General features: G+C 52.7%; 19 protein-coding genes. 2 read left to right on the forward strand and 17 right to left on the reverse strand.

Going from position 1 to position 20,199, the window contains the following annotated elements; genetic code table 11:
- The first annotated feature begins 134 nt into the window (after positions 1–134).
- Positions 135–1,967, forward strand: a complete 1,833-nt coding sequence (locus N24_RS14055; RefSeq protein ID WP_231911028.1) for an acyl-CoA synthetase — start codon at positions 135–137, stop codon at positions 1,965–1,967.
- A gap of 68 nt (positions 1,968–2,035) precedes the next feature.
- On the opposite strand, the gene N24_RS14060 is transcribed toward N24_RS14055, so the two are convergent.
- The 15 genes from N24_RS14060 to dacB form a co-directional block, all read right to left on the reverse strand.
- Complete coding sequence (locus N24_RS14060) at positions 2,036–3,481, reverse strand: MDR family MFS transporter (protein ID WP_096458422.1); 1,446 nt, start codon at positions 3,479–3,481, stop codon at positions 2,036–2,038.
- Positions 3,482–3,598: 117 nt separating this feature from the next.
- A complete protein-coding gene (locus N24_RS14065) occupies positions 3,599–4,552 on the reverse strand; it encodes a PDDEXK family nuclease (protein WP_096458425.1) in 954 nt (317 codons plus the stop codon).
- Between the two features lie 468 nt (positions 4,553–5,020).
- Positions 5,021–6,601 (reverse strand): lysine--tRNA ligase, encoded by a 1,581-nt coding sequence (gene lysS, locus N24_RS14070; protein WP_096458428.1) that lies wholly within the window; start codon positions 6,599–6,601, stop codon positions 5,021–5,023.
- Between the two features lie 45 nt (positions 6,602–6,646).
- A complete protein-coding gene (locus tag N24_RS14075; protein ID WP_096458431.1) occupies positions 6,647–7,447 on the reverse strand; it encodes a pantoate--beta-alanine ligase in 801 nt (266 codons plus the stop codon).
- Positions 7,444–8,139, reverse strand: a complete 696-nt coding sequence (locus N24_RS14080) for a 6PGD fold domain-containing protein (protein ID WP_096458434.1) — start codon at positions 8,137–8,139, stop codon at positions 7,444–7,446. The genes N24_RS14075 and N24_RS14080 overlap by 4 nt, the downstream gene beginning before the upstream one ends.
- The gene (locus tag N24_RS14085) at positions 8,139–8,873 is read right to left on the reverse strand and encodes a DUF6779 domain-containing protein (protein ID WP_167382129.1); all 735 of its coding nucleotides are present in this window, start codon (positions 8,871–8,873) and stop codon (positions 8,139–8,141) included. Before N24_RS14085 ends, N24_RS14080 begins: the two co-directional genes overlap by 1 nt.
- A 10-nt stretch (positions 8,874–8,883) precedes the next feature.
- Positions 8,884–9,351 (reverse strand): DUF3180 domain-containing protein, encoded by a 468-nt coding sequence (locus N24_RS14090; protein WP_096458440.1) that lies wholly within the window; start codon positions 9,349–9,351, stop codon positions 8,884–8,886.
- Positions 9,352–9,366: 15 nt separating this feature from the next.
- Positions 9,367–9,846 (reverse strand): 2-amino-4-hydroxy-6-hydroxymethyldihydropteridine diphosphokinase, encoded by a 480-nt coding sequence (gene folK / locus N24_RS14095; RefSeq protein WP_096458443.1) that lies wholly within the window; start codon positions 9,844–9,846, stop codon positions 9,367–9,369.
- On the reverse strand, positions 9,846–10,238 hold the full coding sequence (gene folB, locus N24_RS14100; RefSeq protein WP_096458446.1) for a dihydroneopterin aldolase: 393 nt from the start codon (positions 10,236–10,238) through the stop codon (positions 9,846–9,848). The genes folK and folB overlap by 1 nt, the downstream gene beginning before the upstream one ends.
- Positions 10,231–11,085, reverse strand: a complete 855-nt coding sequence (gene folP, locus N24_RS14105) for a dihydropteroate synthase (protein ID WP_167382130.1) — start codon at positions 11,083–11,085, stop codon at positions 10,231–10,233. The genes folB and folP overlap by 8 nt, the downstream gene beginning before the upstream one ends.
- Positions 11,085–11,693, reverse strand: coding sequence for a GTP cyclohydrolase I FolE (folE, locus tag N24_RS14110; protein WP_096458449.1), 609 nt, complete (start codon positions 11,691–11,693; stop codon positions 11,085–11,087). Before folE ends, folP begins: the two co-directional genes overlap by 1 nt.
- Complete coding sequence (gene ftsH, locus N24_RS14115) at positions 11,671–14,196, reverse strand: ATP-dependent zinc metalloprotease FtsH (protein ID WP_096458452.1); 2,526 nt, start codon at positions 14,194–14,196, stop codon at positions 11,671–11,673. The genes folE and ftsH overlap by 23 nt, the downstream gene beginning before the upstream one ends.
- Before the next feature lie 131 nt (positions 14,197–14,327).
- A complete protein-coding gene (hpt, locus tag N24_RS14120) occupies positions 14,328–14,912 on the reverse strand; it encodes a hypoxanthine phosphoribosyltransferase (protein ID WP_167382197.1) in 585 nt (194 codons plus the stop codon).
- A 55-nt stretch (positions 14,913–14,967) separates the two neighbouring features.
- Entirely contained in the window at positions 14,968–15,912 is a 945-nt protein-coding gene (tilS, locus tag N24_RS14125; protein ID WP_096458458.1) for a tRNA lysidine(34) synthetase TilS, read from the reverse strand.
- A 1-nt stretch (position 15,913) separates the two neighbouring features.
- Positions 15,914–17,212 (reverse strand): D-alanyl-D-alanine carboxypeptidase/D-alanyl-D-alanine endopeptidase, encoded by a 1,299-nt coding sequence (gene dacB / locus N24_RS14130; protein ID WP_096458461.1) that lies wholly within the window; start codon positions 17,210–17,212, stop codon positions 15,914–15,916.
- 177 nt (positions 17,213–17,389) lie between these two features.
- Between dacB and N24_RS14135 the strand changes: the two genes are divergently transcribed.
- Positions 17,390–17,866, forward strand: coding sequence for an inorganic diphosphatase (locus N24_RS14135; protein WP_096458464.1), 477 nt, complete (start codon positions 17,390–17,392; stop codon positions 17,864–17,866).
- A 365-nt stretch (positions 17,867–18,231) separates the two neighbouring features.
- Here the strand turns inward: N24_RS14135 and N24_RS14140 are convergent, their stop codons facing one another.
- Complete coding sequence (locus N24_RS14140) at positions 18,232–19,779, reverse strand: polyamine aminopropyltransferase (RefSeq protein ID WP_096458467.1); 1,548 nt, start codon at positions 19,777–19,779, stop codon at positions 18,232–18,234.
- Positions 19,767–20,192: a DUF350 domain-containing protein gene (locus N24_RS14145; protein WP_096458471.1), complete on the reverse strand. Its 426-nt coding sequence runs from the start codon at positions 20,190–20,192 to the stop codon at positions 19,767–19,769. The genes N24_RS14140 and N24_RS14145 overlap by 13 nt, the downstream gene beginning before the upstream one ends.
- Positions 20,193–20,199: the final 7 nt, after the last annotated feature.

Genomic DNA, 20,199 nt, shown 5'->3' on the forward strand with positions numbered 1-20,199 from the left:
ATCAAGAGCGATAGCCTTGAGAAATGGAATCCGTTGATGAACTCCTAAATCTGATCCACCGTGGAGCAGCCACCACCGTGAGTATGAAACTTAAGGTGACCCGAAGCCCGAGCACCCTTCACTTCGAGGGTGGGATGAGACCAACACAGCTCTTGAAGTTCGTGAACCCCGATGGTCTAACCATTGACCGCAGCCACGGTACTCTCCACGTGCAGCAAGATGGATCCGATGTAATACGCGGATCTGGGCACACACGGTGGTTCTTCGACGAAAACGATATCCCCTACGTAGTCGACGTGGATGACTTACGAATCCTCGGTGGTGTAGACACCTTCATCAATCCCCTTGAGGTGATTCAGATAATGAATCTCCACTCCTTAGATATTCGCCAGATAACACTTGGCACAATTGCAGAACGTAATACTTGGATCATTCCTACTGCTGCCCGTCTATTTAATGAAACTGCAGCACAACCTCAGACCATAGAAATCGATGCCGAAACCGGCGTCATTTTGGCAAGGGAAAACAAACAGCAACGTATCGAAGCTCAAGCCGTGGAATACCCAACGGATCTTCCTAATCCTGTGTGGACAGGTTCTGCCATTTCTTGGCCACTAAAAGACCCATCAATCGATTTCCCTGACCCGCTCCCCCACAGCATTTCCGAATTACCACCCCAATCCGATAACCCTCGGCATTTGCGAGTATCCATCAGCTTGGATGCAGTAGAAGGTGCATTTCCGCGCTACCGGATCGGTGATTCGATACGTATTTCACTTGTCTTTGCCCGCGACACACCATTCATGTCCGGCTTAGAAACAACACGTCGCGCCTGGATTCAGCCAGCCACGGAAATGGACATCCATGACACATGGCCCATAATTCTCACTGGTGACGGCTGGACTGCACTCTCCCATTCAGACAAACCAATACGCCACGAAGCCGAGTTAAAGGGATGGTTCTTCCACAGTTTGTTCGGCGGTGAAATGCCCTTAAATGATCTGAAGATTGAACGCATCTACGGTGGCCTAGGCACATTCGACAGTGGTGCCACACGGTGGCAAGAACTCACAGACACAGATGATGCCTACACAGAGAATGGCAGCTGGCTGTTGGAAGTTATCGTCGATGCCACCCTTGACGGCGCAGTTCCACCACAACTTCAGCCACAACAGTTTGAAGCATCCATCACTCACATTGTCGATGAACAACTATGGGTCCTTGGACAGATGCTTCCTGTTCTTCGATGCTGGGATCTTGAAACCGGAGAATACCTAGGTCAAACCTATGTGCCTATTTCAGTTTCTCATAGTTCTCGGCTTCAGTTTTCGGAAGGGTTGATTCACGATTATGAAAGCGCCTGGTCGCTGAATCCTGGGGTGCGCATGCTTGCGGAGTCTCAGCCGTGGATAGAACCTGTCACAGAACTAGACGTTCCAGCGCCATGGGAATTACAAGAAAGCTTCCCCGATGGGCTTTACTCCCTAACTGATGGAGAGCTATCAGCACTGGGTCGAAGCACTCCAGCAGGACAATTGGAAATCTGTGTAATCAGCAATGACGGATCCAGGATCTTGAACGCAGGCCGAGTGGAAGACATGTACTTTGTGCAATTCTGGGGCATGACCGTATTTTTGGATTCAAACTTTCAAGTGCAAAGTGCCCAAGAACATTACCTTGGTGCAAAACGTGAACGCTGGATTACACAAGAAGGCGTAGCTGCCAAGTTCACTGAAGAAGATGAAATCATATTTCTCGATCAGATTTCAGGAAGTGAAATAACTAGGTGGAAAACACCAGAAGGGTACTTCACCGAGGTCAGGATTCTGTCACCAACCCACTTCAACATACTGGCAACTCCGCCTGCTGGTACTGATTATCTCAAACCAGTGCCATCCTCTGTCTCAGTGTTTAGAGACGGTCAATGGAGCGACATAATATTCGAGGACGTCCCAGTAGAAATCTAGAGTTTTCGGTGCTTAATCCCCACGCACCTGCAAGGTGCGGTGGAGGGAGGCGTCGAAAAGCAATTCTTTTAAGACTCTGCTTCTTCGACGCGGGTGACGAAGAGGGAAACCACCAAGGCAATCACTGCAATGATCGCGCCGGCGATGAACGCAACCTTTGTACCTGCGGCGACAGCTTCCGCATGCGCAGATCCGGAGGACGCGGCAATGGATGTGCCGAAGGACAGCGCTGCAATCATGATCGCTGTTCCGGCTGCGCCCGCGAGCTGCTGGAAGGTGTTCAAAATCGCGGAGCCGTGGCCATACAGGTGTTTCGGTAGGGCGCCGAGGGCGGTGGTCATGAGAGGGGTCATCATCAAACACATGCCGATGCTGAACAAAATGTGCAGTCCAACGACCATCCACACAGGTGAATTTTCATTCAGGAACGTCATGGATGATGCTGCGATAGCCAACGCGATTGCGCCGGGAATCAGGAGTGGGCGTGGGCCAACTTTGTCGTAGAAACGGCCGATGAATGGACTGATCAGACCTTGAAGAAGACCACCTGGCATGACAACCAGACCGGTAACCAACGCGGTCACACCAAGGGAAGTTTGCAGGTAGATGGGCAATACCATGACGGTGCCGAGCATCGCGCCGAAAGCCAACAGGATCGTGGTCAAGGAGAAGGTGAAGTTCCTTACCTTGAAAGCACGCAGATCCATCAGGGCTTTGTCTTGTTTGCCAAGTTGGTGTTGTCGTAAAGCGAAGATAACAAGCGCGATGGCACCAACAATGATCGCGACGATACCCACGGTGCCTTCACCCTCTAGGATTGCGCCAAAGGAACTGAACCCGTACACCAAACCACCGAAGGCAAACACCGAGACGATAACAGAGAAAATATCCAGCGGAGTGATCTTGGTTTCGCCGATGTTTTTAATCAAGAAGAAACCAATAACCAATGCAACGGCCACGATTGGGAGCATCATCCAAAACAGCCAATGCCACGTCAAAGAGTTAAGAATAAAGCCCGACAATGTAGGCCCAAGCGCTGGGGCCACCGAAATCACAATGGAAATAATGCCCATCATGGAACCACGACGCTCAGCGGGAACCACCGTCAAAGTAACAGTCATCAACAGTGGCATAACCAACGCCGTACCAACTGCCTGAATGATACGAGCACCAAGCAACACAGCAAACGTCGGTGCCAAAGCAGCCGTCAAAGTACCAACCGTAAAGAACAGCAAAGCCGTAACGAAAATAGTCTTGGTAGAAAAACGATCAAGCAAATAACCAGTAGTTGGAATAACCACAGCCATCGTGAGCATAAAACCAGTAGTCAACCACTGTGCAGTAGTTTCTGGAACCTGGAAATCCGCCATAATCGACGGCAGTGCAACTGACAGAATCGTTTCATTAAGAATCATGATCATCGCAGAAATCACGAGGATCGAAAGAACAACAACGACCTCCCTAGGCAGCTTCGCAGCTACCGGAGAGGCCTGAGTATTAATTTGGGAATCCATAAATGGCAGAAATGGCCTTTCACAGCACGAAATTCAGCTTCAAATTTTAAGGAACTGAACAAAAGTAAAAAAAGCTACTCAAGACTGCCACACTGCGAAGTAATGTGCAAGTGTGGTTTAAGAGGCTTGCTTGAGTTGTTTTGGGGGTTGTTGCCGCAAGGTGTTTTTCAGAATTCTGATGAACTCACACTCACCATCAGGGCCGGGATCTAATTGTTTTGGATCAATCCTGAGCACTGCATAACCCTGGTTAAGGAAATACTTCTCACGATCACGTTCAGCCATGAGGACCTCATTAAGCTCCAGGGAATCATATTTGGAACGTCCATCAATCTCCACGATGATCCACTCATTGATCAAGAAATCCACCAAGAAATACTTGCCATGACCATGATCAAAACGACCCTGTACCTGCACTTTTTCAATCTCTGGCAGTTGGGCTTCCATAAGAATCAACCGAGCTCTAGTTTCCTGAGCGCTATCGGAGTTAGGGATCGACAGCTCAATTGCCTGCCGATATGCCTTTACTCCTCGGTGGCGTGGAAACCCTTCGGCGCTTTGCAACAACTTCTCACGCGTAAGTTGTGGATTAAGTCTGCGTGCTGAATCAATCGTGACCACTGCTGCCACCACCCCATCATCCAACGCGATATCTAAAAATGTGCGGAATGCTCCTGTTAATCGGATCCCCTGTTGCTCCCGAATGTCACGCTGTGAGAGGTAACTATTTCGGTACCTGGTGCCAAGAGTCCACTGCTTCATAGACCCACAACGAGAACGTCCAGGTAAAAGACACAAAACAGATTTCTCGATTCCTAAAGTTTGGTATCCCCACAGTCGTGCTGCAGCCTGACCTGCCACCACTGCTTTGTCTACTGTCATACCCACCGCAAAAGCACGAGCTGCTGCTTTATCCCAAGGCGGAAGATCCCGATATTTGCTGGTATTGATTACTACTTCGTGAGTAAGTTTTGTATATTCACCTCGGCTAATCGCCTCGAATGTCTCGATGTCACTGTGAGAAAGTTTGGTGAGATTGATTAGCTTGAATTCTTCTTGCCAGTTTTTCATGGCTTCACTATGGATCCGAACACTAAAAAAGCCAAGCACGAGCACTTTGGAAAACTGAAAATCTGTGGATAGGTTCTGTTATCCACAGGTTAGGCCGGCTCGGCGTTGCTGTTGGAAGGTGGAGTGTGTTAAGGGCGATTTCTTAAGTTCGATATCTCATTACCGAGACCGCAAGTTCGATACCTTGTACTCAATTTCTTGAGCTCAATAGCTCAAGCTCAATTTCAGTCCACTTTTGGCGTTTTCCCGACTGGTATCGAAAGTAAGAAATTGAGTACGCGAAATTGCTAACGAAAAATCGAAACCGAGAAATCGCAGTTAAGGTCTCGAAACCGTGAAATCGAACTTAAGAGGCCCAAACTCCCAGTTCCCCACCATCACACCTAGGAAAAGGAAAAACTCCAGGACACAATGCCCTGGAGCCAACCCCGAGTCCCCCTTAAGTCACACCGTAAAAACCTAAGTAACTTACTTCTGTTCTGGTTTGACCATTGGGAAGAGTACGGTTTCGCGGATTCCGAGGCCGGTGAGTGCCATGAGGAGGCGGTCGATTCCCATGCCGTTGCCGGAGGTTGGTGGCATGCCTTGTTCCATGGCGGCGAGGAAGTCTTCGTCGAGGACCATGGCTTCTTCGTCTCCGTCGGCGGCGAGGCGGGCTTGGTCTTCGAAGCGTTCGCGTTGGATGACTGGGTCGATGAGTTCGGAGTATCCGGTTGCGAGTTCAAAGCCGCGGACGTAGAGGTCCCACTTTTCGGTGACGCCTGGTTTGGTGCGGTGTTGGCGGGTTAGTGGTGAGGTTTCTACGGGGAAGTCTTTGACAAAGATTGGGCCGTAGAGTTGGTCTTCGCAGAGGATTTCCCAGATTTCTTCGACGAGTTTGCCGTGTCCCCAGCCGCCGTTTTCGGGGACGGAGAGGCCGATTACTTTGGCGATTTCGCGGAGTTCTTCGACGGTGGAGTCGATGGTGACTTCTGGTTGTCCTGGGAATTTGCGGGCGAGGGCTTCGTTTAGGGATGGGTACATCTCGATGACTTTCCACTCGCCGCCGAGGTCGTATTCGGTGCCGTCGGCAAGGGTGACCAGGGTGGTTCCGAAGACTTCCATGGCTACTGCTTGGATGAGTCCCTTGATCAGTTTCGCGCCGGTTTCGTAGGTGCCCCAGGCTTCGTAGGTTTCCAGCATGGCGAATTCTGGGGAGTGGGAGGAGTCAACGCCTTCGTTGCGGAAGTTGCGGTTGACTTCGAAGACGCGGTCGATGCCTCCGACTACGCAGCGCTTGAGGTATAGCTCTGGTGCGATGCGTAGGTAGAGGTCGATGTCGAGGGCGTTGGAGTGGGTTTCAAAGGGGCGTGCTGCGGCACCGCCGTGGAGGGTTTGCAGCATGGGGGTTTCTACTTCGAGAAAGTCTTGGTCTTCGAGGTAGTGGCGCAGTGCGCGCATGACTTTGATGCGTGTTAAAGCATTGGTGCGGGCTTGTTCGCGCATGATGAGGTCGGTGTAGCGGTGGCGTACACGGGAGTCTTCGCTCATGTCGGCAAAGGCCACTGGCAGTGGGCGCAGGGACTTTGATGCCATGTGCCAGGAGTTGGCCATGACGGAGAGTTCGCCGCGCTTAGAGGAGATTACTTTGCCGCGTACAGAGACGATATCGCCCATGTCTACGTCGGCTTTCCACGCTTTAAGGGAGTCTTCACCGACTGCTGCAAGCGATAGCATGGCTTGGACGGTGGTGCCGTTTCCTTCTTGGATGGCTGCGAAGCAGAGTTTGCCGGTGTTGCGGATGAACATGACGCGGCCTGCGATTGCTACCTCAACGTCGGTTTCTTCGCCGACCTCGAGGTAGGTTACGCCTTCTTTACGCTCTTCAAGGTCTTCGGTGACGACAACGAATTGGGAGCGCAGATCTGCAATTGAGGTAGTGCGGTCAACCTCGACTGGGTAGGCGTCCAATCCACTGTCCAGAATGCGCTCGCGCTTTTCGCGACGAATTCGCAGCTGCTCAGGCAAATCGGCGGAATTGTTCTTGGAAGTTGGATTGGAATTAGTCACGATGTCCTAGGGTAGTCGATTGATGTGCGAACTGGGTAAACGCCTTTAGCCTTCGATGTTTTTGAAACCGATGCCAAGGGGTAGACCGACGTTGTCGTGGAGTTGGATATCACCGAGTGTAATTGCGGCGAATAGGCGGGCATCACCGGTTTTTGGTGCTGGTCCAAGGTCGAGGCCACGGATTTCCACGTAATCAGGGGTCACCCCGGCAGCACTGAACACCTGTCGGACTGTATCTTTTACTGTTTCCTCGCCGTGTTCAGCAGCGTGTGCACCGGCGGTGAGGGCTGCTGCCAGGCTCAATGCCACCTCGCGGGACTCTTCCGGTACTAAGACATTGCGCAGGGAGATAGCCAGTCCATCAGGCATGCGCACAGTGGGGACGGAATGCAGTTTCACCGGAATATGCAGATCATTAAGGGCACGTTGCACCAGTACGACTAGTTCATAGTCTTTTTCACCAAGAACAACATCGGTGGCTCCCGTGATCCCCAGAAGGCCAAGCACTTTGGTTACTTCCGAACCTAACGGTGTCAACGTAGGCCCGCCGGATACTTCCACCCGGATGCCGTGAGGCCATAGCGTGGCGGGATTGAAGGAGAAGATGGCGTCGATAAGCTCTTCTCTTAGACGTGCGTGATCGGATTCCGGGCCCGCGTAGGCGACGATGACCACCGCGCCGGGGATGCGTTTTGCTGCGCGGATAAGCGCAATATGGCCTGCGTGAAGGCCTTTTCCTAGAGGTACGAGCACCACGGGTTTGCCGGTTTTGCGCAGGGCAGTGCCGAACATGCGGATGTGCTCGACGGTGTCAAAAACCTTGCCCTGACCATGCGTGAAGCTCAATGATCCTCCTTTTGGATTGCCCACAGTTCAATATCTTGTGCGCGCGACATCTCAGCCTTTCTGCGCGCAAGGTCCCGGAAAAGACGCTGCCTGCCGGGACTGCTTATCGAATCGTACTGGGCACGCAACTTATCCAGCGAAGGCAGTCCGTGATAATCCCGCGTGGCATCATCAACGATATCTGATGCCACCTCGACATCTCCCAAAAATTCATCCAGAAAATTCTCGGCATCACGCCGCAAAACACTCATGAACCCGGCATACGTTAACGCCGCCGCCAATTGCTCCCGTTTGGCATCCGGGACATCAACAACCGATCCACCCATCTCACCGACCAACAAACCAACGATGGTCTCCCCCAGCTCATCCACCGCAGACGCCACCCACCGATCCCGCCCCAACGGGTACGCAGACATCACGATGCCACCTGCGGTTTCCAAAGAATCCATCACCGTGATGCCGTGGGTAAGCGAGGTATGCAGGAACATCTGCCCCCGGCGCGCAAAAGCAGAAAGCTTTTCGACGAACCCCTCCACCTTTTCACTCTCTATCACGATGAGCTCAAAGTCGCGGATTTCTTCGGGCTCGTGAAGCACAGTTATGTGGTGCCCAACAGCATCCAACTTTTCGCCAATATCGACTGGTGACGATCCATCGTAGAAAATTCCAACGCGCAGCCGTGGAGCCTGCATTACTTGTTTTCCCTCTTCCTTGCTGCTGCCAAAAGATCAGCCACGCTCAAGCCACCTTCGCGTTCATCGCGGCGTCGGCGTCCACCGCTTTCTTCTGGGGCTGCATGCCTACGCCTTCTGCGACCTGTTGTTGGTTCCTCTTCAACCTCAACGGATACTTCTACAGGAGCAGGTTCTGGAGTTGGCTCTGGAGTTGGCTCAACCACTGGCTCTTCCTCCTTCGGTGCTTCAGAAAGCTCCTGGGAGTGTTCCTGGGAAAGCTGCTGGGATTCCAATTCCAAAATTCGACGTGCCTCTGCGCGCAGCATGGTTGGTTCATAGCCCCACTCACGCCCAGAAAGCTCAGACAATTGGGTGCGCATTTCTTCCAACTGCAGTTTGATCTCCTCGAGGGTTTCTTGGTCACGCACGCGACGTGATTCGGAAATCTCTACCTTTTCGTGCAGAAGTTCAGCTTCTAGTCGGTTGAGTTCAGATTGGTGTGCAAGTTCGAGGGCTTTTTTCTCTTGCGCAGCAGCTTCTACTTGTTTACGGGATCGGTAAACGAGGAAAAATCCAATGATCGCCGCCCATAGCGCAGCAAGGAGCGCGATTTTCATAGCGCCATCACTGTTGGCTAAGAGCATTATCACGCTGGCGATCAATGCGAGTCCGATGAGGACAGCCAGCAGAATCTGTCCACGGTCGACAGAATTGCCGTCGCCGGAATCCTCGTGTGACAGGTCTTGATTCATGGATTCCAATCTAGCTGATCGTTTCCCCAGATTGGGGAGGCGGAGCCTCACAGCTGCGCTCTAAATAAAGTCCGGCAGCCGCTAATGTGATTCCTCCCAGCGCACAGGCTATTACTCCGGGAAGGTCATCTGCGGCGGCAGCTAATTCACCGGAGCGTGGGAGGACATAACTGCCAATTCCTACATACACTCCGCCGAAAATCGCGCCACCCCATGCACATGCCCTACCCAACATGGCTAAATATGCAATGGTCACGGGGTTCATTTGGGATTTATCCTGGCCGATCAAACCTTCGTCCAATCGACCCTGGACTTTAATCCCCGCGAATCCGCACACCACCGCTAGGAGCCAGAAGGTTAATGAGACGGTGACGGAAATGGTGGACATGGATCCATAAAAACGCCACGTCAAAATGGCAGACACTGCAGCGAGAAAACCTCCCGTTGCAATCAACCAACCGGGTGACGTTTTTTGCATGAAACCCAACGCTCCTTAAATCTTGGTGACACCTTCGATGTCTGTGGGATCAAGATTATCCACATGTTCTGCAATGGTGGTGCCGTGCAGAACCGCATCCGGTTCTGCCTCCAACCATGGGATTAACACGAAGGCGCGCTGCCAAGCCCACGGGTGTGGAAGGGTCAGTTCTGGATCTTCAGATAAGATCTCTTCCCCATTGTCGATGATCTGCACGATATCCACATCCAGGGTGCGTGGTCCCCATTTACGTACGCGGACACGTTCTGCTGCTTCTTCGAGTTTTTGTCCTCGACGCAGCAGCTCAAGGGGTGTGCCCTCTACTTCAACAACAAGAACCGCGTTGAGGAATTCATCTTGATCTTCAATACCCCACGGTGGAGTGGAGTAGATCGATGACTGCGCAACAATCTCATCTTTGAACTCTTCGATCACCGTGTTGAGCAGCGCATAGCGATCATCCATGTTCGATCCAATGGACAAAACAGCATGCATTAGTTGTTGCTCCTTCCGGCAGCCATGGCTTTTCTGGAACGCCTGGCTACCACCGCGACATCAGCAAAAGTACGTGGGATGGGTGCTTTAGGCTTATGGATGGTTACTTCCACCGCATGAAGTGCATCAAATTTAGCCATCACAGCATCAGCGGATTCAGTGGCTACCGTTTCAATCAAGTCCCGGGACGGGCCTTCAACGATCTCTGCAACCAGCAGCGCGAGCGCTCCATAATCAACAGTGTCGGAGAGATCATCGCTGGCACCAGCTGCATCGAAATCCATCCAGCAGGTGACATCGACGATAAACGGCTGTCCCTGTTCCTTTTCAAAGTCGAATACTCCGTGGTGACCGAAGCATTCTAAGCCTTTAAGTTCAATCCGATCAGCCATTGTAGGTTCCTCCACTTCGCCACAATGCGGCCACATCAACTGCGTCTCTAGACACCGGGACATCGTGAACGCGCACGCCCCACGCACCCATGTGTGCAGATACTGCCGTTACCGCAGCAGTTGCGGGATCTGCATCAATCGGGGTGACATCAAGGCCTCGTTCTTTGCGTACACCGGCAAGGAAGCGTTTGCGTGATGCTCCCACCAGAATCGGGAAAGGTCCGGAAATAAACTCAGGTAGTGCCTGCAGCAAACGCCAATTGTCTTCGCGTGATTTAGCAAAACCAAGACCTGGATCCAACACGATTTGATCTTCTGCCACACCTGCTTTTGTGGCGCGATTAACCAGATCATCTAGAACTGCATGCACATCAGCGACAACGTCTCCACCGTGATCTGCTTGGCCTGCTGCATCGCCGAATTGCACGGTACGCCAGTGCATCAAACACACCGGGATTTTAGAATCTGCCATGACAGAAAACATGTCAGGATCAGCAAGACCACCGGAGACATCGTTGATCATAGACACTCCAGCTTTAGCGGCTGCATCGGCCACGGAGGCTCGCATGGTGTCTACGGAAGTGTGGATTCCGGCGTCGTGAAGCGCTTTAATAACCGGCACTACCCGGTCGCGTTCCACTGACGCGTCGACGCGCACTGCCCCTGGCCTGGTGGATTCTCCACCGACATCAATCATGTCCGCACCAGCTGCGACCAGCTGCTTTGCGTGCGCAATCGCGTTGTCTACGTCAATGTACTTGCCGCCGTCAGAGAAAGAATCCTCAGTGACATTGACAATTCCCATGACCAAACAGCGTCCCGGGATGGTCAACGAGGACACATTCATCAGTGACGACCCCGAATCAGCGAGAACACCTCAGCGCGTGAGGCAGCGTTGTTTTTGAAACCACCGCGCACCGCAGACGTCGTGGTCACCGCGCCAGGTTTCCGGATTCCGCGCATAGCCATGCACAGGTGCTCAGCTTCAATCACCACGGCCACTGCTTGGGCATCAAGCTTTTCGACGAGCGCATCCGCAATCTGGGAAGTCAACCGTTCTTGCACCTGCGGCCGTTTTGCATACATATCTGCCAACCGAGCCAGCTTGGACAAACCTGTCACCTTGCCGGACTTGCCAGGAATATAACCAATGTGCGCCACTCCGTAAAACGGAACGAGGTGGTGTTCGCACATGGAGTAAATCGGGATCTCACGAACCAGAACCAACTCTTCATGGCCTTCGGAGAAGGTTTTCTCCAGCACCGTCGTTGGGTCCTCATGAAGACCCGCAAACGTCTCTTTGTAGGCCCGTGCTACTCGAGCGGGGGTTTCTAGAAGGCCTTCGCGATCTGGATCCTCACCTACCGCTATCAGCAACTCACGAATCGCAGCTGTTGCGCGCTCCTCATCGAACTCGCGGACTGCAGCGTGGTTATCCACGGTTGTCTCCTTCATTTTCCGGATTCTCCTGTTGCGCCTCACCGGACTTCCCGGAATCAGGCTCATCTGGAACGACAGGCATTTCTGTGGTTTCAGAAGCATCCAAAACAGACTTCTTCTGGGTCTGTTCTGGATAATCCGGACGCTCATGATCCGGCAGACGGAATCCGATCATTTCGGTTGGGGCTTCCTTGGACAGGTTACCCGGGGTGTGTTCCTCACCAGTTGATTGGTCCATGAGTTCAGAATCACCAAAGCCATAAGCCTTCATGCCGGGGTGTTCACCAGAGGTTGATGGGGTGGCATAAGGGTTCGGTCGGGCACTTACTTGGGTGTTTTCTTGAACACCTTCTTGAGCGGCTTCTTGAGTGCCTTCTCCCCCCGCGCGGTGTTTCCCAGCAGATCCAGGCACGCTCCAATCAGCAGGAGGTGGGGTGCCATAAGAAGAAGGAGTATTTGAACCAGAAGCGGCACCAGCAGATTCAGCCGGCTTCAATGGCGTTTTGCGCTGTGCTTCTAATTCTTTACGGCGGCGCTCACGGGTAGCACGAGATGCTTCCAAAATGGAGAACTTCTTTGGTGGTTCTTCGCCACGCTCCAAAGCTAGTTCCACTGGGGTTTTTACTGGCTCGCGGTTTTCCTGGCGTGGGAACCTTGCGGATTCATCTGGGAATACCTCAGAGACCTTGCGTGGCACGATGTCGTTGAATAGCGCTTCAAGGTCTGGGCGTCGCAGGGTTTCTTTTTCCAGAAGTTTCTCTGCAAGCCGGTCTAGGTGATCGCGGTATTCAGCCAAGATGGAGTAAGAAACCTCATGGGCTTTATCCAGCAAGAACTGCACTTCAGTATCAATGGTTGCGGCGATTTCTTGAGAGTGATCAAGGTTTCCGCCACCACCGCGGCCAGAGAAAGGATCTCCCTGTTCTTGGCCGTATTTCACCATGCCGACAGCTGGTGACATGCCGTATTCGGTGACCATGGCGCGTGCAATCTTGGTGGCCATTTCAATATCTGCGGATGCACCGGTGGTGGGTTCACCAAACACGAGTTCTTCGGCAGAGCGTCCACCCATGGCAAAAACCAACCGGGCGAAAAGTTCATTGCGGTTGTACATGCCCTTGTCATCTTCTTGGGCGGTCATGGCATGTCCGCCGGTGCGGCCACGAGCCAAGATGGTGACTTTGTACACGCGTTCAATATCTTCCAACGCCCACGCGGACAGGGTGTGCCCACCTTCGTGGTAGGCGGTGACTTTCTTTTCTTTCTCAGAGATCACTTTGCCGGAGCGGCGAGGTCCACCAACCACACGGTCGGTTGCTTCTTCCAAAGCATCAGCGGTGATCACGTTGCCACCCACACGCGCAGTAAGAAGTGCGGCTTCATTGAGCACGTTGGCAAGATCGGCACCGGACATTCCGGCGGTGCGCTTTGCCAATGCTTTGATATCGGCGTCTGGTGCAAAAGGCTTACCCTTGGCGTGAACTTCCAAGATCTGTTCACGGCCACGCAGATCCGGGTTGGTCACAGGGATTTGGCGGTCAAAGCGACCTGGGCGCAGCAACGCTGGATCCAACACATCAGGACGGTTGGTGGCAGCCATCAAGATCACGCCTTGACGATCACCGAAGCCATCCATCTCAACCAGCAACTGGTTCAGGGTTTGTTCACGCTCATCGTGTCCGCCACCCATTCCTGAGCCACGGGCACGACCAACAGCATCGATCTCATCGACGAAGATGATGCATGGACTGTTTTCTTTCGCCTGCTTGAACAGATCACGCACACGCGATGCACCGACACCGACGAACATTTCCACAAAGTCAGAACCGGAAATGGAATAAAACGGCACGCCTGCTTCACCAGCTACGGCACGAGCAAGCAGGGTTTTACCAGTACCGGGAGGGCCATACAGCAACACGCCACGCGGGATTTTTGCACCTAGTGCTTCATAGCGGGAAGGATCTTCCAAAAAGTCCTTGATTTCATGGAGTTCATCCACGGCTTCTTCGGCACCTGCAACATCATCAAAGGTGTTGGTCGGCATATCTTTGGTCAGCTGCTTGGCTTTGGACCCACCAATGCCAAACATGCCGCCGCCTTGCATGCGGGTGAGGAAGAACATCAACAAACCGAAGATGATCACCATCGGCAAGATGAAGCTCAGCATGGACATCAAGAAACTATCTTGAGTCACATTGGTGGTGTAGGAATCAGGGTTAGCTGCTTCTACTTTTTCAAAAATCACCGGAGCGGTACGTGCCGGGTACTGGGCGATGATTTCCTCAACGCCTTCGCGTTCCTCCACGGTAATGGGGTCGCGCAACGTGAGTCGGACGCGCTGTTCCCGGTCATCGATCTGAGCTTCGGCGACGTTTCCGGCGTCAAGCTGTTCCATCGCAATAGAGGTATCAACCTCCTGGAAATTCCTGGTGTCACTGCTAAACAGGGACACCAAAAACAGAACGATGAGGATTACGGCTGCGATACCGCCGAACTGCAGGTATTTCTTGTTTTTCATACGCAGTGGCAACCGGCTCAACTAAGGCCGTCTTGCCCGTGCCTTTCTCAGAATTCGAATAAGGGGAACTACTAGACAATTAATCAAACGAAATAGAGGGACAAAACGTTCCCTCTTTTCAACTTTGAGCACTAGTCGGAGTAAACGCGTGGCTCCAGGGTGCCCACATATGGCAGGTCGCGGTAGCGTTCAGCGAAATCAAGGCCGTAGCCGACAACGAACTCGTTTGGAATATCAAATCCGATGTCAAACATGTCAATGCTGGTGGTCAGGCGCTCTGGTTTACGCAGCAAGGTGATCACGTTCAAGGACTTTGGGTTGCGGTTTTTTAAGTTGCGCATCAGCCAGGACAAGGTCAGACCGGAGTCAATGATGTCCTCAACGATCAACACATCGCGGCCTTCGATTTCTTTGTCCAGATCTTTGAGGATCCGCACCACACCTGAAGAAGAGGTGGAGTTTCCATAGGAAGATACCGCCATGAATTCAGCCTGGGTGGGGATGTCAAGCATGCGGGAGAAATCTGCCAGGAAGTAGAACGCTCCCTTAAGCACGCACACCAAGATCAGATCATCGTCAGCGTCTTTGTATTCCTCGGAGACACGCTTGGCCATTTCAGCGATGCGTTGTTTGAGCTTGTCTTCGCTGATCAAGATTGATTCAATGTCATCGCCATATGGGTTGGCTGGAACATTGAAGTCTTTTACATCGGCCATTTCTACGTTGTCGCTCATCGTCGCGTTCCCCTTATTGTCATTCTTGGAGTGGGTGTCAATCAGTGATCTTAAGCTTGCCACTTTGACGCACCACTTCCAACCTTCCGTTAGCGCTTTTACCCACAGCGACGCCACCCTGCCCATGCCAATTTATAAGCAATTGGTCCACGGCTTCGATCTTTCTGGAGTTCACAGCAATTCCGTGTCCCCGCAAAAAATCTGCCAGCATGCGCCGCCGCAGGCCTCTAGGTTCCGCCGCTAGTGCGGTAGGGAACCCATCCTGCCACTCATGGCGTCGCTTTTCGACGTCGCCCTCTACCACTTCGGCATCCTCCACAGCGCGTCGCGCCGCAAGTGCCAAACCAGGTACGGGATCACCCCCGTGGACCTGCGCAAGAAGTGGGATCACTTTGTTTCTAATAGCTACCCGACGATAGGCATCATCGAAATTTTGAGGATCCTGCCACGGTGTTAATCCCAACTCTTCACATGCCCCGTGCGTGTGCGCACGCCGGACCCTGAGCAGGGGCCGGATGATGGATAGCTCCAGGCGTCGAGAAGCATCTTTCATCCCTGCCGGATTCCCACGCAAACCGCCCAGCAGGTAGGTTTCGGCCTGATCGTCCATAGTGTGGGCCACCCAAATCTCATCGGTGAGCTGGGCAAAGGCCTCATACCGGGCTTCGCGGGCAGCGGCCTCCATCCCCTCCCCCGGCGCGACGTGAATGCTTTTCACAATCGTCTGCGCGCCCATGTGGCGGGCCATCGCAGCAGCATTGTGCGCGACCTCGGCAGAGCCGGCCTGCAGATTGTGATCAATACAAATCGCTGTTACCTGCATGTTCTCAGCCAGCGCGGCAGCTACCAACGCTAAAGAATCCGGCCCACCCGACAACCCGATGTGGACAGCTTCGCGACGATACCGGCGCACTGCCTTGCGTAATTCTAAGAAATTAGGGCTTACCCTAGGCAGCTCAAGATCCCCAATGAGGGTAGGCATTTTAGAAGTCCCTCAGCATCGACGCCATCTCATCCAAAGCCTCACGCGCCGGCAAAATTGCCGAATCATTAGACACAAATGCAAAGGTAAATACACGGCCTGATTCTGAGGTCACCACACCAGCCAACGCTGAGGTATCAGTCAACGTGCCTGTTTTCGCGCGCACCCACCCTGCACCGGTCATCCCTTCGTAGCGATCTTCCAACGTGCCTGTTCCATGCGCGATCGGCAGGGAGGTGAGCAAGGAACGCAGCTCAGTTTCCGTTGCGGCACGGGTTAAAATATCGTCCAACAGGCGTGGGGTGATGAGGTTGTCAAAACTTAAACCCGAATTATCCACAATGGAGACATCACTTAAATCAAAGCCTTTGCCTTCAAGGATATCCAGAGTCATCGTGGCCGTACTCGCAGAATCCGTGGGCAACCCTTTTGATGCGGCGACTTCCTTAGCGATGCCTTCTGCCATCACATTGTCAGAATCTTCCATCATCCGAGCAAGGCGCTGATCCAAGGTGTCCGACTCGACGCTGGCAAGCACAGTACTGTCCGTAGTTATTTCTGTGGTGCCTGTGGTCTCTGCGCCGATTCGGTCCGCCAACGCCTGCGCCACATCTAACGCCGGGGTGTGAGACCTCGGCAGATCGCCCTCCGAACCACCAATGCGGCCGGCTTCAATCATCGAAGGCTCAACATCAGCGATATAACCAGCATCAACATCGATTGGATCCCACGTGCTAGCAAACCCCTCATCAGGCCAAATAGAGGTATCGATCAACACAGTATCGATATTCTGGCCTTCAAGTTGTGCTGCCAAATCATCGAGCATCTCCTCACTCAACGTGACATCACCGGCAGCTTTGATCACCACTGTTCCAGGCTGCTCCCCTTCAAGCACTTGCGTAGTGATGGTGTCCTCACGACCAAGCTCATACAAGGCCACCGCGGCAGTTAAGATCTTCGTCGCCGATGCTGGTCTTACTGCGGTTCCTTGATTTTGCTCCCACACAATCTCACCAGATTCCACATCACGAGCAACACCAACGAAAGTGCCCAACCGAGGATCCGCAGCTTGCTCAGTGAGTTGAGCGGTAAGGGCCTCGAAATCTGGGGACGATGCGGCATCTTGTGTTGTGTCAGAGTTAATCGCAGGAGAAAACAACGCAGCGGGCATCTCCACCGTCATAGGTGCCGGATGATCCAGACCAAAACCAGTCTGATTCACCCACACTCCACCACCGATAACAGCCCCCACAGCCACCAGCACACCAACCGATGAGCCCACCCACCATGCATTTTTCATGGGCTCTCCTTTTCCTGCGATTTTAAGCTTAAACAGGCCTCTAACCTTATATCCATCGCCATCTTCTGCACGAACCTTACGCGCGCTTTTCTAAGAATTCCTCCCCCGGGTCTCAGAAATTTCCAAACACGCTAGAATTCAAAAGCAGTAATCAAATTCAACCCGGGAGAAATACCTATGAGCATCGAAGTAACCGTCGAAATTCCAAAGGGATCACGCAACAAGTACGAAATCGACCACGAGACCGGCAAGGTTTACCTCGACCGCTACCTGTTCACCCCAATGGCATACCCACTGGACTACGGCTACATTGAGCACACTCTCGGCGAAGATGGCGACCCATTGGACGCACTTGTCATCATCCCAGAGCCAGTTTTCCCAGCTGTCGTGGTGAAGTCCCGCATCATCGGCGTTTTCAAGATGACCGACGAAGCCGGTGGCGACGACAAGCTTCTCGCAGTTCTCGATGATCCACGCTACGACCACCTCCAGGACATCTCCGACGTTTCCGATTTCCTCAAAGATGAAATCGAGCACTTCTTCGTCCACTACAAGGACCTGGAAAAGGGCAAGCACGTTGACGGTTCCGGTTGGGGCGACAAGGCTGAGGCTGAAAAGATCCACGCTGAGGCAATCGACCGCTACAAGGCATAAGTCTTTTGTAATTTAAAGGCTGCGCACCCCTGTTATCCGATTTTTTCGGCCGGGATGCGCAGCTTTTTGCATACCTCTGGGCCCCAACCCTAAAAAACCAAACATACATGCCAAGATTTTGTATTTTCCAGGAATTTTGGCACGTCAGTCCGGTTTTGATTGAGTCAAACCAAACATACGTGCCAAAGATTCGGGTTTTTAAGGAATCTTGTCACGTGTGTTTGGTGACCGACCTATCCGCCCACAACCGGCCAAAGATAACACCTTCACAGGAGGCCGTTTAAGCGGCTTTCACATACGAGCCTATACAAACACTCATTCGGAAATTTCGACGCCTTAAATCGCCTCACAGCGCATCACCGCAGCTACTCGCCTGATTCTCGGTACCCCTTGCGTAGATCCTCCACAACGCGGGGATGATCCAATGTAGACGGCTCGAGATTCTTAGGCTGATTATCCAACCCGAACACCGCAGCAGCCGCCAAAACCTCATCATTGAGGAAAGTCAGCGGTGGAGTGTCATCCCGCATTCCCAATTCCATATCGGTAGGACCGCAGAGTTGGAAACCCCAATCACCGAAGGTTGGAACATGCACGTGATATGGGATGACTTGGTTACAGCCCGACGATTCTAAGGTTGCTCCAACACGCCAAAACACATCCGGGGTGGTGTACGCGCTGGAAGCTTGCACTACCATGCGGCCTTGTTCATTTAGTCGTGCTCGCGCGAGGGTGTAGAACTCTTCGGAATACAGCCTGGCCATGGTGTCATTGTTGGGATCGGGAAGATCGATAATGATGGAATCATATGTTTCACCGTTGTTTCCACCAGAGCGAAGCCAAGTGAAAGCGTCATCGACAATGATGGACACACGGGGATCTTCCATTGCTCCCCCGTTGTCAGAGCGCAGCACTGTGTTGGCTACTTCAATAACTTCAGGGTCTAGTTCTACTTGGGTGATCTGCATGTGAGGAAACCTGAGAAGCTCCCTCGCTGCCAGACCGTCGCCGCCGCCGATAATCAGCACAGATTCCGCCTCTGGGTTCAGGCTTGGATAGACCAGGGACTCTGTATATCTGTGCTGATCACGGGTGGAATATTGCAAACCGCCGTTGAGGTAGAGTCGTCGATCTTTGCCTCGTTCTGTGACCACGATGTCTTGATAGTCCGATTGGTGTGCATAGATCACGGGATCGCGGTAGAGCTGTGCTCTGGCGGTAGCTACGATCCCATCAGATTTCACTAGAACTGTGGCAAGCGCTGTAATGGCAAGAAGAAGCGCTACTACCGAAACGATGAAATGCGTGCGCGGGAGTAGGTGCCTGAGCAACACACATCCCACAAATAGTGCTGCCACCAGGTTGATCATTCCGGCTGCTGCGGCGCCACGCATCATGCCAAGCCACGGCAATAACACAAAAGGCCAGGCCAGACCACCTAAAAGTGCGCCTAAATAGTCGGCGGCATTCAAGGTGGCGACCAAAGATCCGGTGGTTTTGGCATCGGCAAGCCGGCCTTGCTGGATCATGGTCATCAGCAAGGGCAGTTCAGCGCCGACTAAAATTCCGATCGCAGCGGTAGCAAACACTAAAATCCACAACGATTGGCCAATGGTGGCAAAAGTGAAATGCAAAACCAGCGCGGAGCATCCACCGATGAGTCCAAGCAGGGTTTCCACACCAAGGAAAGTTTGTGCAGGCCAGTTAAGAAACGGCTTGACCAGCAAGGCACCCAGACCAAGGGCTGCTACATAACCTGCAACAATCAGTGAGGTTTCCACGATTCCACCACCGTTTAGGCTGGTAGACAGTGAAACCAGAGCGAGCTCATAAACCAGTCCCGATGCCGCGCAGATAGAAACTGAAACTAATAACAGCCAGCGCCAGATGGGACTTAAGTTCAGATCAGACATGCAGCGTTTACGGCTCCCACCACAATCAGGATCACTGCTGCGACAACCGCGCCGGAGCGTAGTTTGCGGTCTTCAACGAGGTCTCGGAAACGTCCTGGAATAACAACTTCCAATACCGCCATGACAACCACTTGGATGACCAGGCCAAGTACACCAAATACAGCGGTTTCTATCAGACCTTCGGTCAAAATATCCGAGGAAGTCAGCACAGCGGTAACCACAATAATTCCGATGGAAACCTGCTGCGCAGCAGTAATCACAGCAGCATTGGGCAGGTGGTGTACAAACACAAGTTCATGCAGTTTACCTGGGGTGATTAAATCTAAAATCACAAAGCCAACAACGAGGATCACCGCCGCCAGCACGAAATATGCCAGGGTGCTGATGGCGCCGTTGATAAGATAATCGCTCATAATTTTT

Origin of the sequence: Corynebacterium suranareeae, from assembly GCF_002355155.1 — a bacterium.
Lineage (GTDB): Bacteria > Actinomycetota > Actinomycetes > Mycobacteriales > Mycobacteriaceae > Corynebacterium > Corynebacterium suranareeae.

Bases quoted from the DNA above. Each gene is read 5' to 3' on its own strand.
- N24_RS14055 (WP_231911028.1), top strand. From the start codon at position 135: ATGAGACCAACACAGCTCTTGAAGTTCGTGAACCCCGATGGTCTAACC.
- N24_RS14060 (WP_096458422.1), bottom strand. From the start codon at position 3,481: ATGGATTCCCAAATTAATACTCAGGCCTCTCCGGTAGCTGCGAAGCTG.
- N24_RS14065 (WP_096458425.1), bottom strand. From the start codon at position 4,552: ATGAAAAACTGGCAAGAAGAATTCAAGCTAATCAATCTCACCAAACTT.
- N24_RS14080 (WP_096458434.1), bottom strand. From the start codon at position 8,139: ATGCAGGCTCCACGGCTGCGCGTTGGAATTTTCTACGATGGATCGTCA.
- N24_RS14085 (WP_167382129.1), bottom strand. From the start codon at position 8,873: ATGAATCAAGACCTGTCACACGAGGATTCCGGCGACGGCAATTCTGTC.
- N24_RS14090 (WP_096458440.1), bottom strand. From the start codon at position 9,351: ATGCAAAAAACGTCACCCGGTTGGTTGATTGCAACGGGAGGTTTTCTC.
- folK (WP_096458443.1), bottom strand. From the start codon at position 9,846: ATGCATGCTGTTTTGTCCATTGGATCGAACATGGATGATCGCTATGCG.
- folB (WP_096458446.1), bottom strand. From the start codon at position 10,238: ATGGCTGATCGGATTGAACTTAAAGGCTTAGAATGCTTCGGTCACCAC.
- folP (WP_167382130.1), bottom strand. From the start codon at position 11,085: ATGAATGTGTCCTCGTTGACCATCCCGGGACGCTGTTTGGTCATGGGA.
- folE (WP_096458449.1), bottom strand. From the start codon at position 11,693: ATGAAGGAGACAACCGTGGATAACCACGCTGCAGTCCGCGAGTTCGAT.
- ftsH (WP_096458452.1), bottom strand. From the start codon at position 14,196: ATGAAAAACAAGAAATACCTGCAGTTCGGCGGTATCGCAGCCGTAATC.
- hpt (WP_167382197.1), bottom strand. From the start codon at position 14,912: ATGGCCGATGTAAAAGACTTCAATGTTCCAGCCAACCCATATGGCGAT.
- tilS (WP_096458458.1), bottom strand. From the start codon at position 15,912: ATGCCTACCCTCATTGGGGATCTTGAGCTGCCTAGGGTAAGCCCTAAT.
- dacB (WP_096458461.1), bottom strand. From the start codon at position 17,212: ATGAAAAATGCATGGTGGGTGGGCTCATCGGTTGGTGTGCTGGTGGCT.
- N24_RS14135 (WP_096458464.1), top strand. From the start codon at position 17,390: ATGAGCATCGAAGTAACCGTCGAAATTCCAAAGGGATCACGCAACAAG.
- N24_RS14140 (WP_096458467.1), bottom strand. From the start codon at position 19,779: ATGTCTGATCTGAACTTAAGTCCCATCTGGCGCTGGCTGTTATTAGTT.
- N24_RS14145 (WP_096458471.1), bottom strand. From the start codon at position 20,192: ATGAGCGATTATCTTATCAACGGCGCCATCAGCACCCTGGCATATTTC.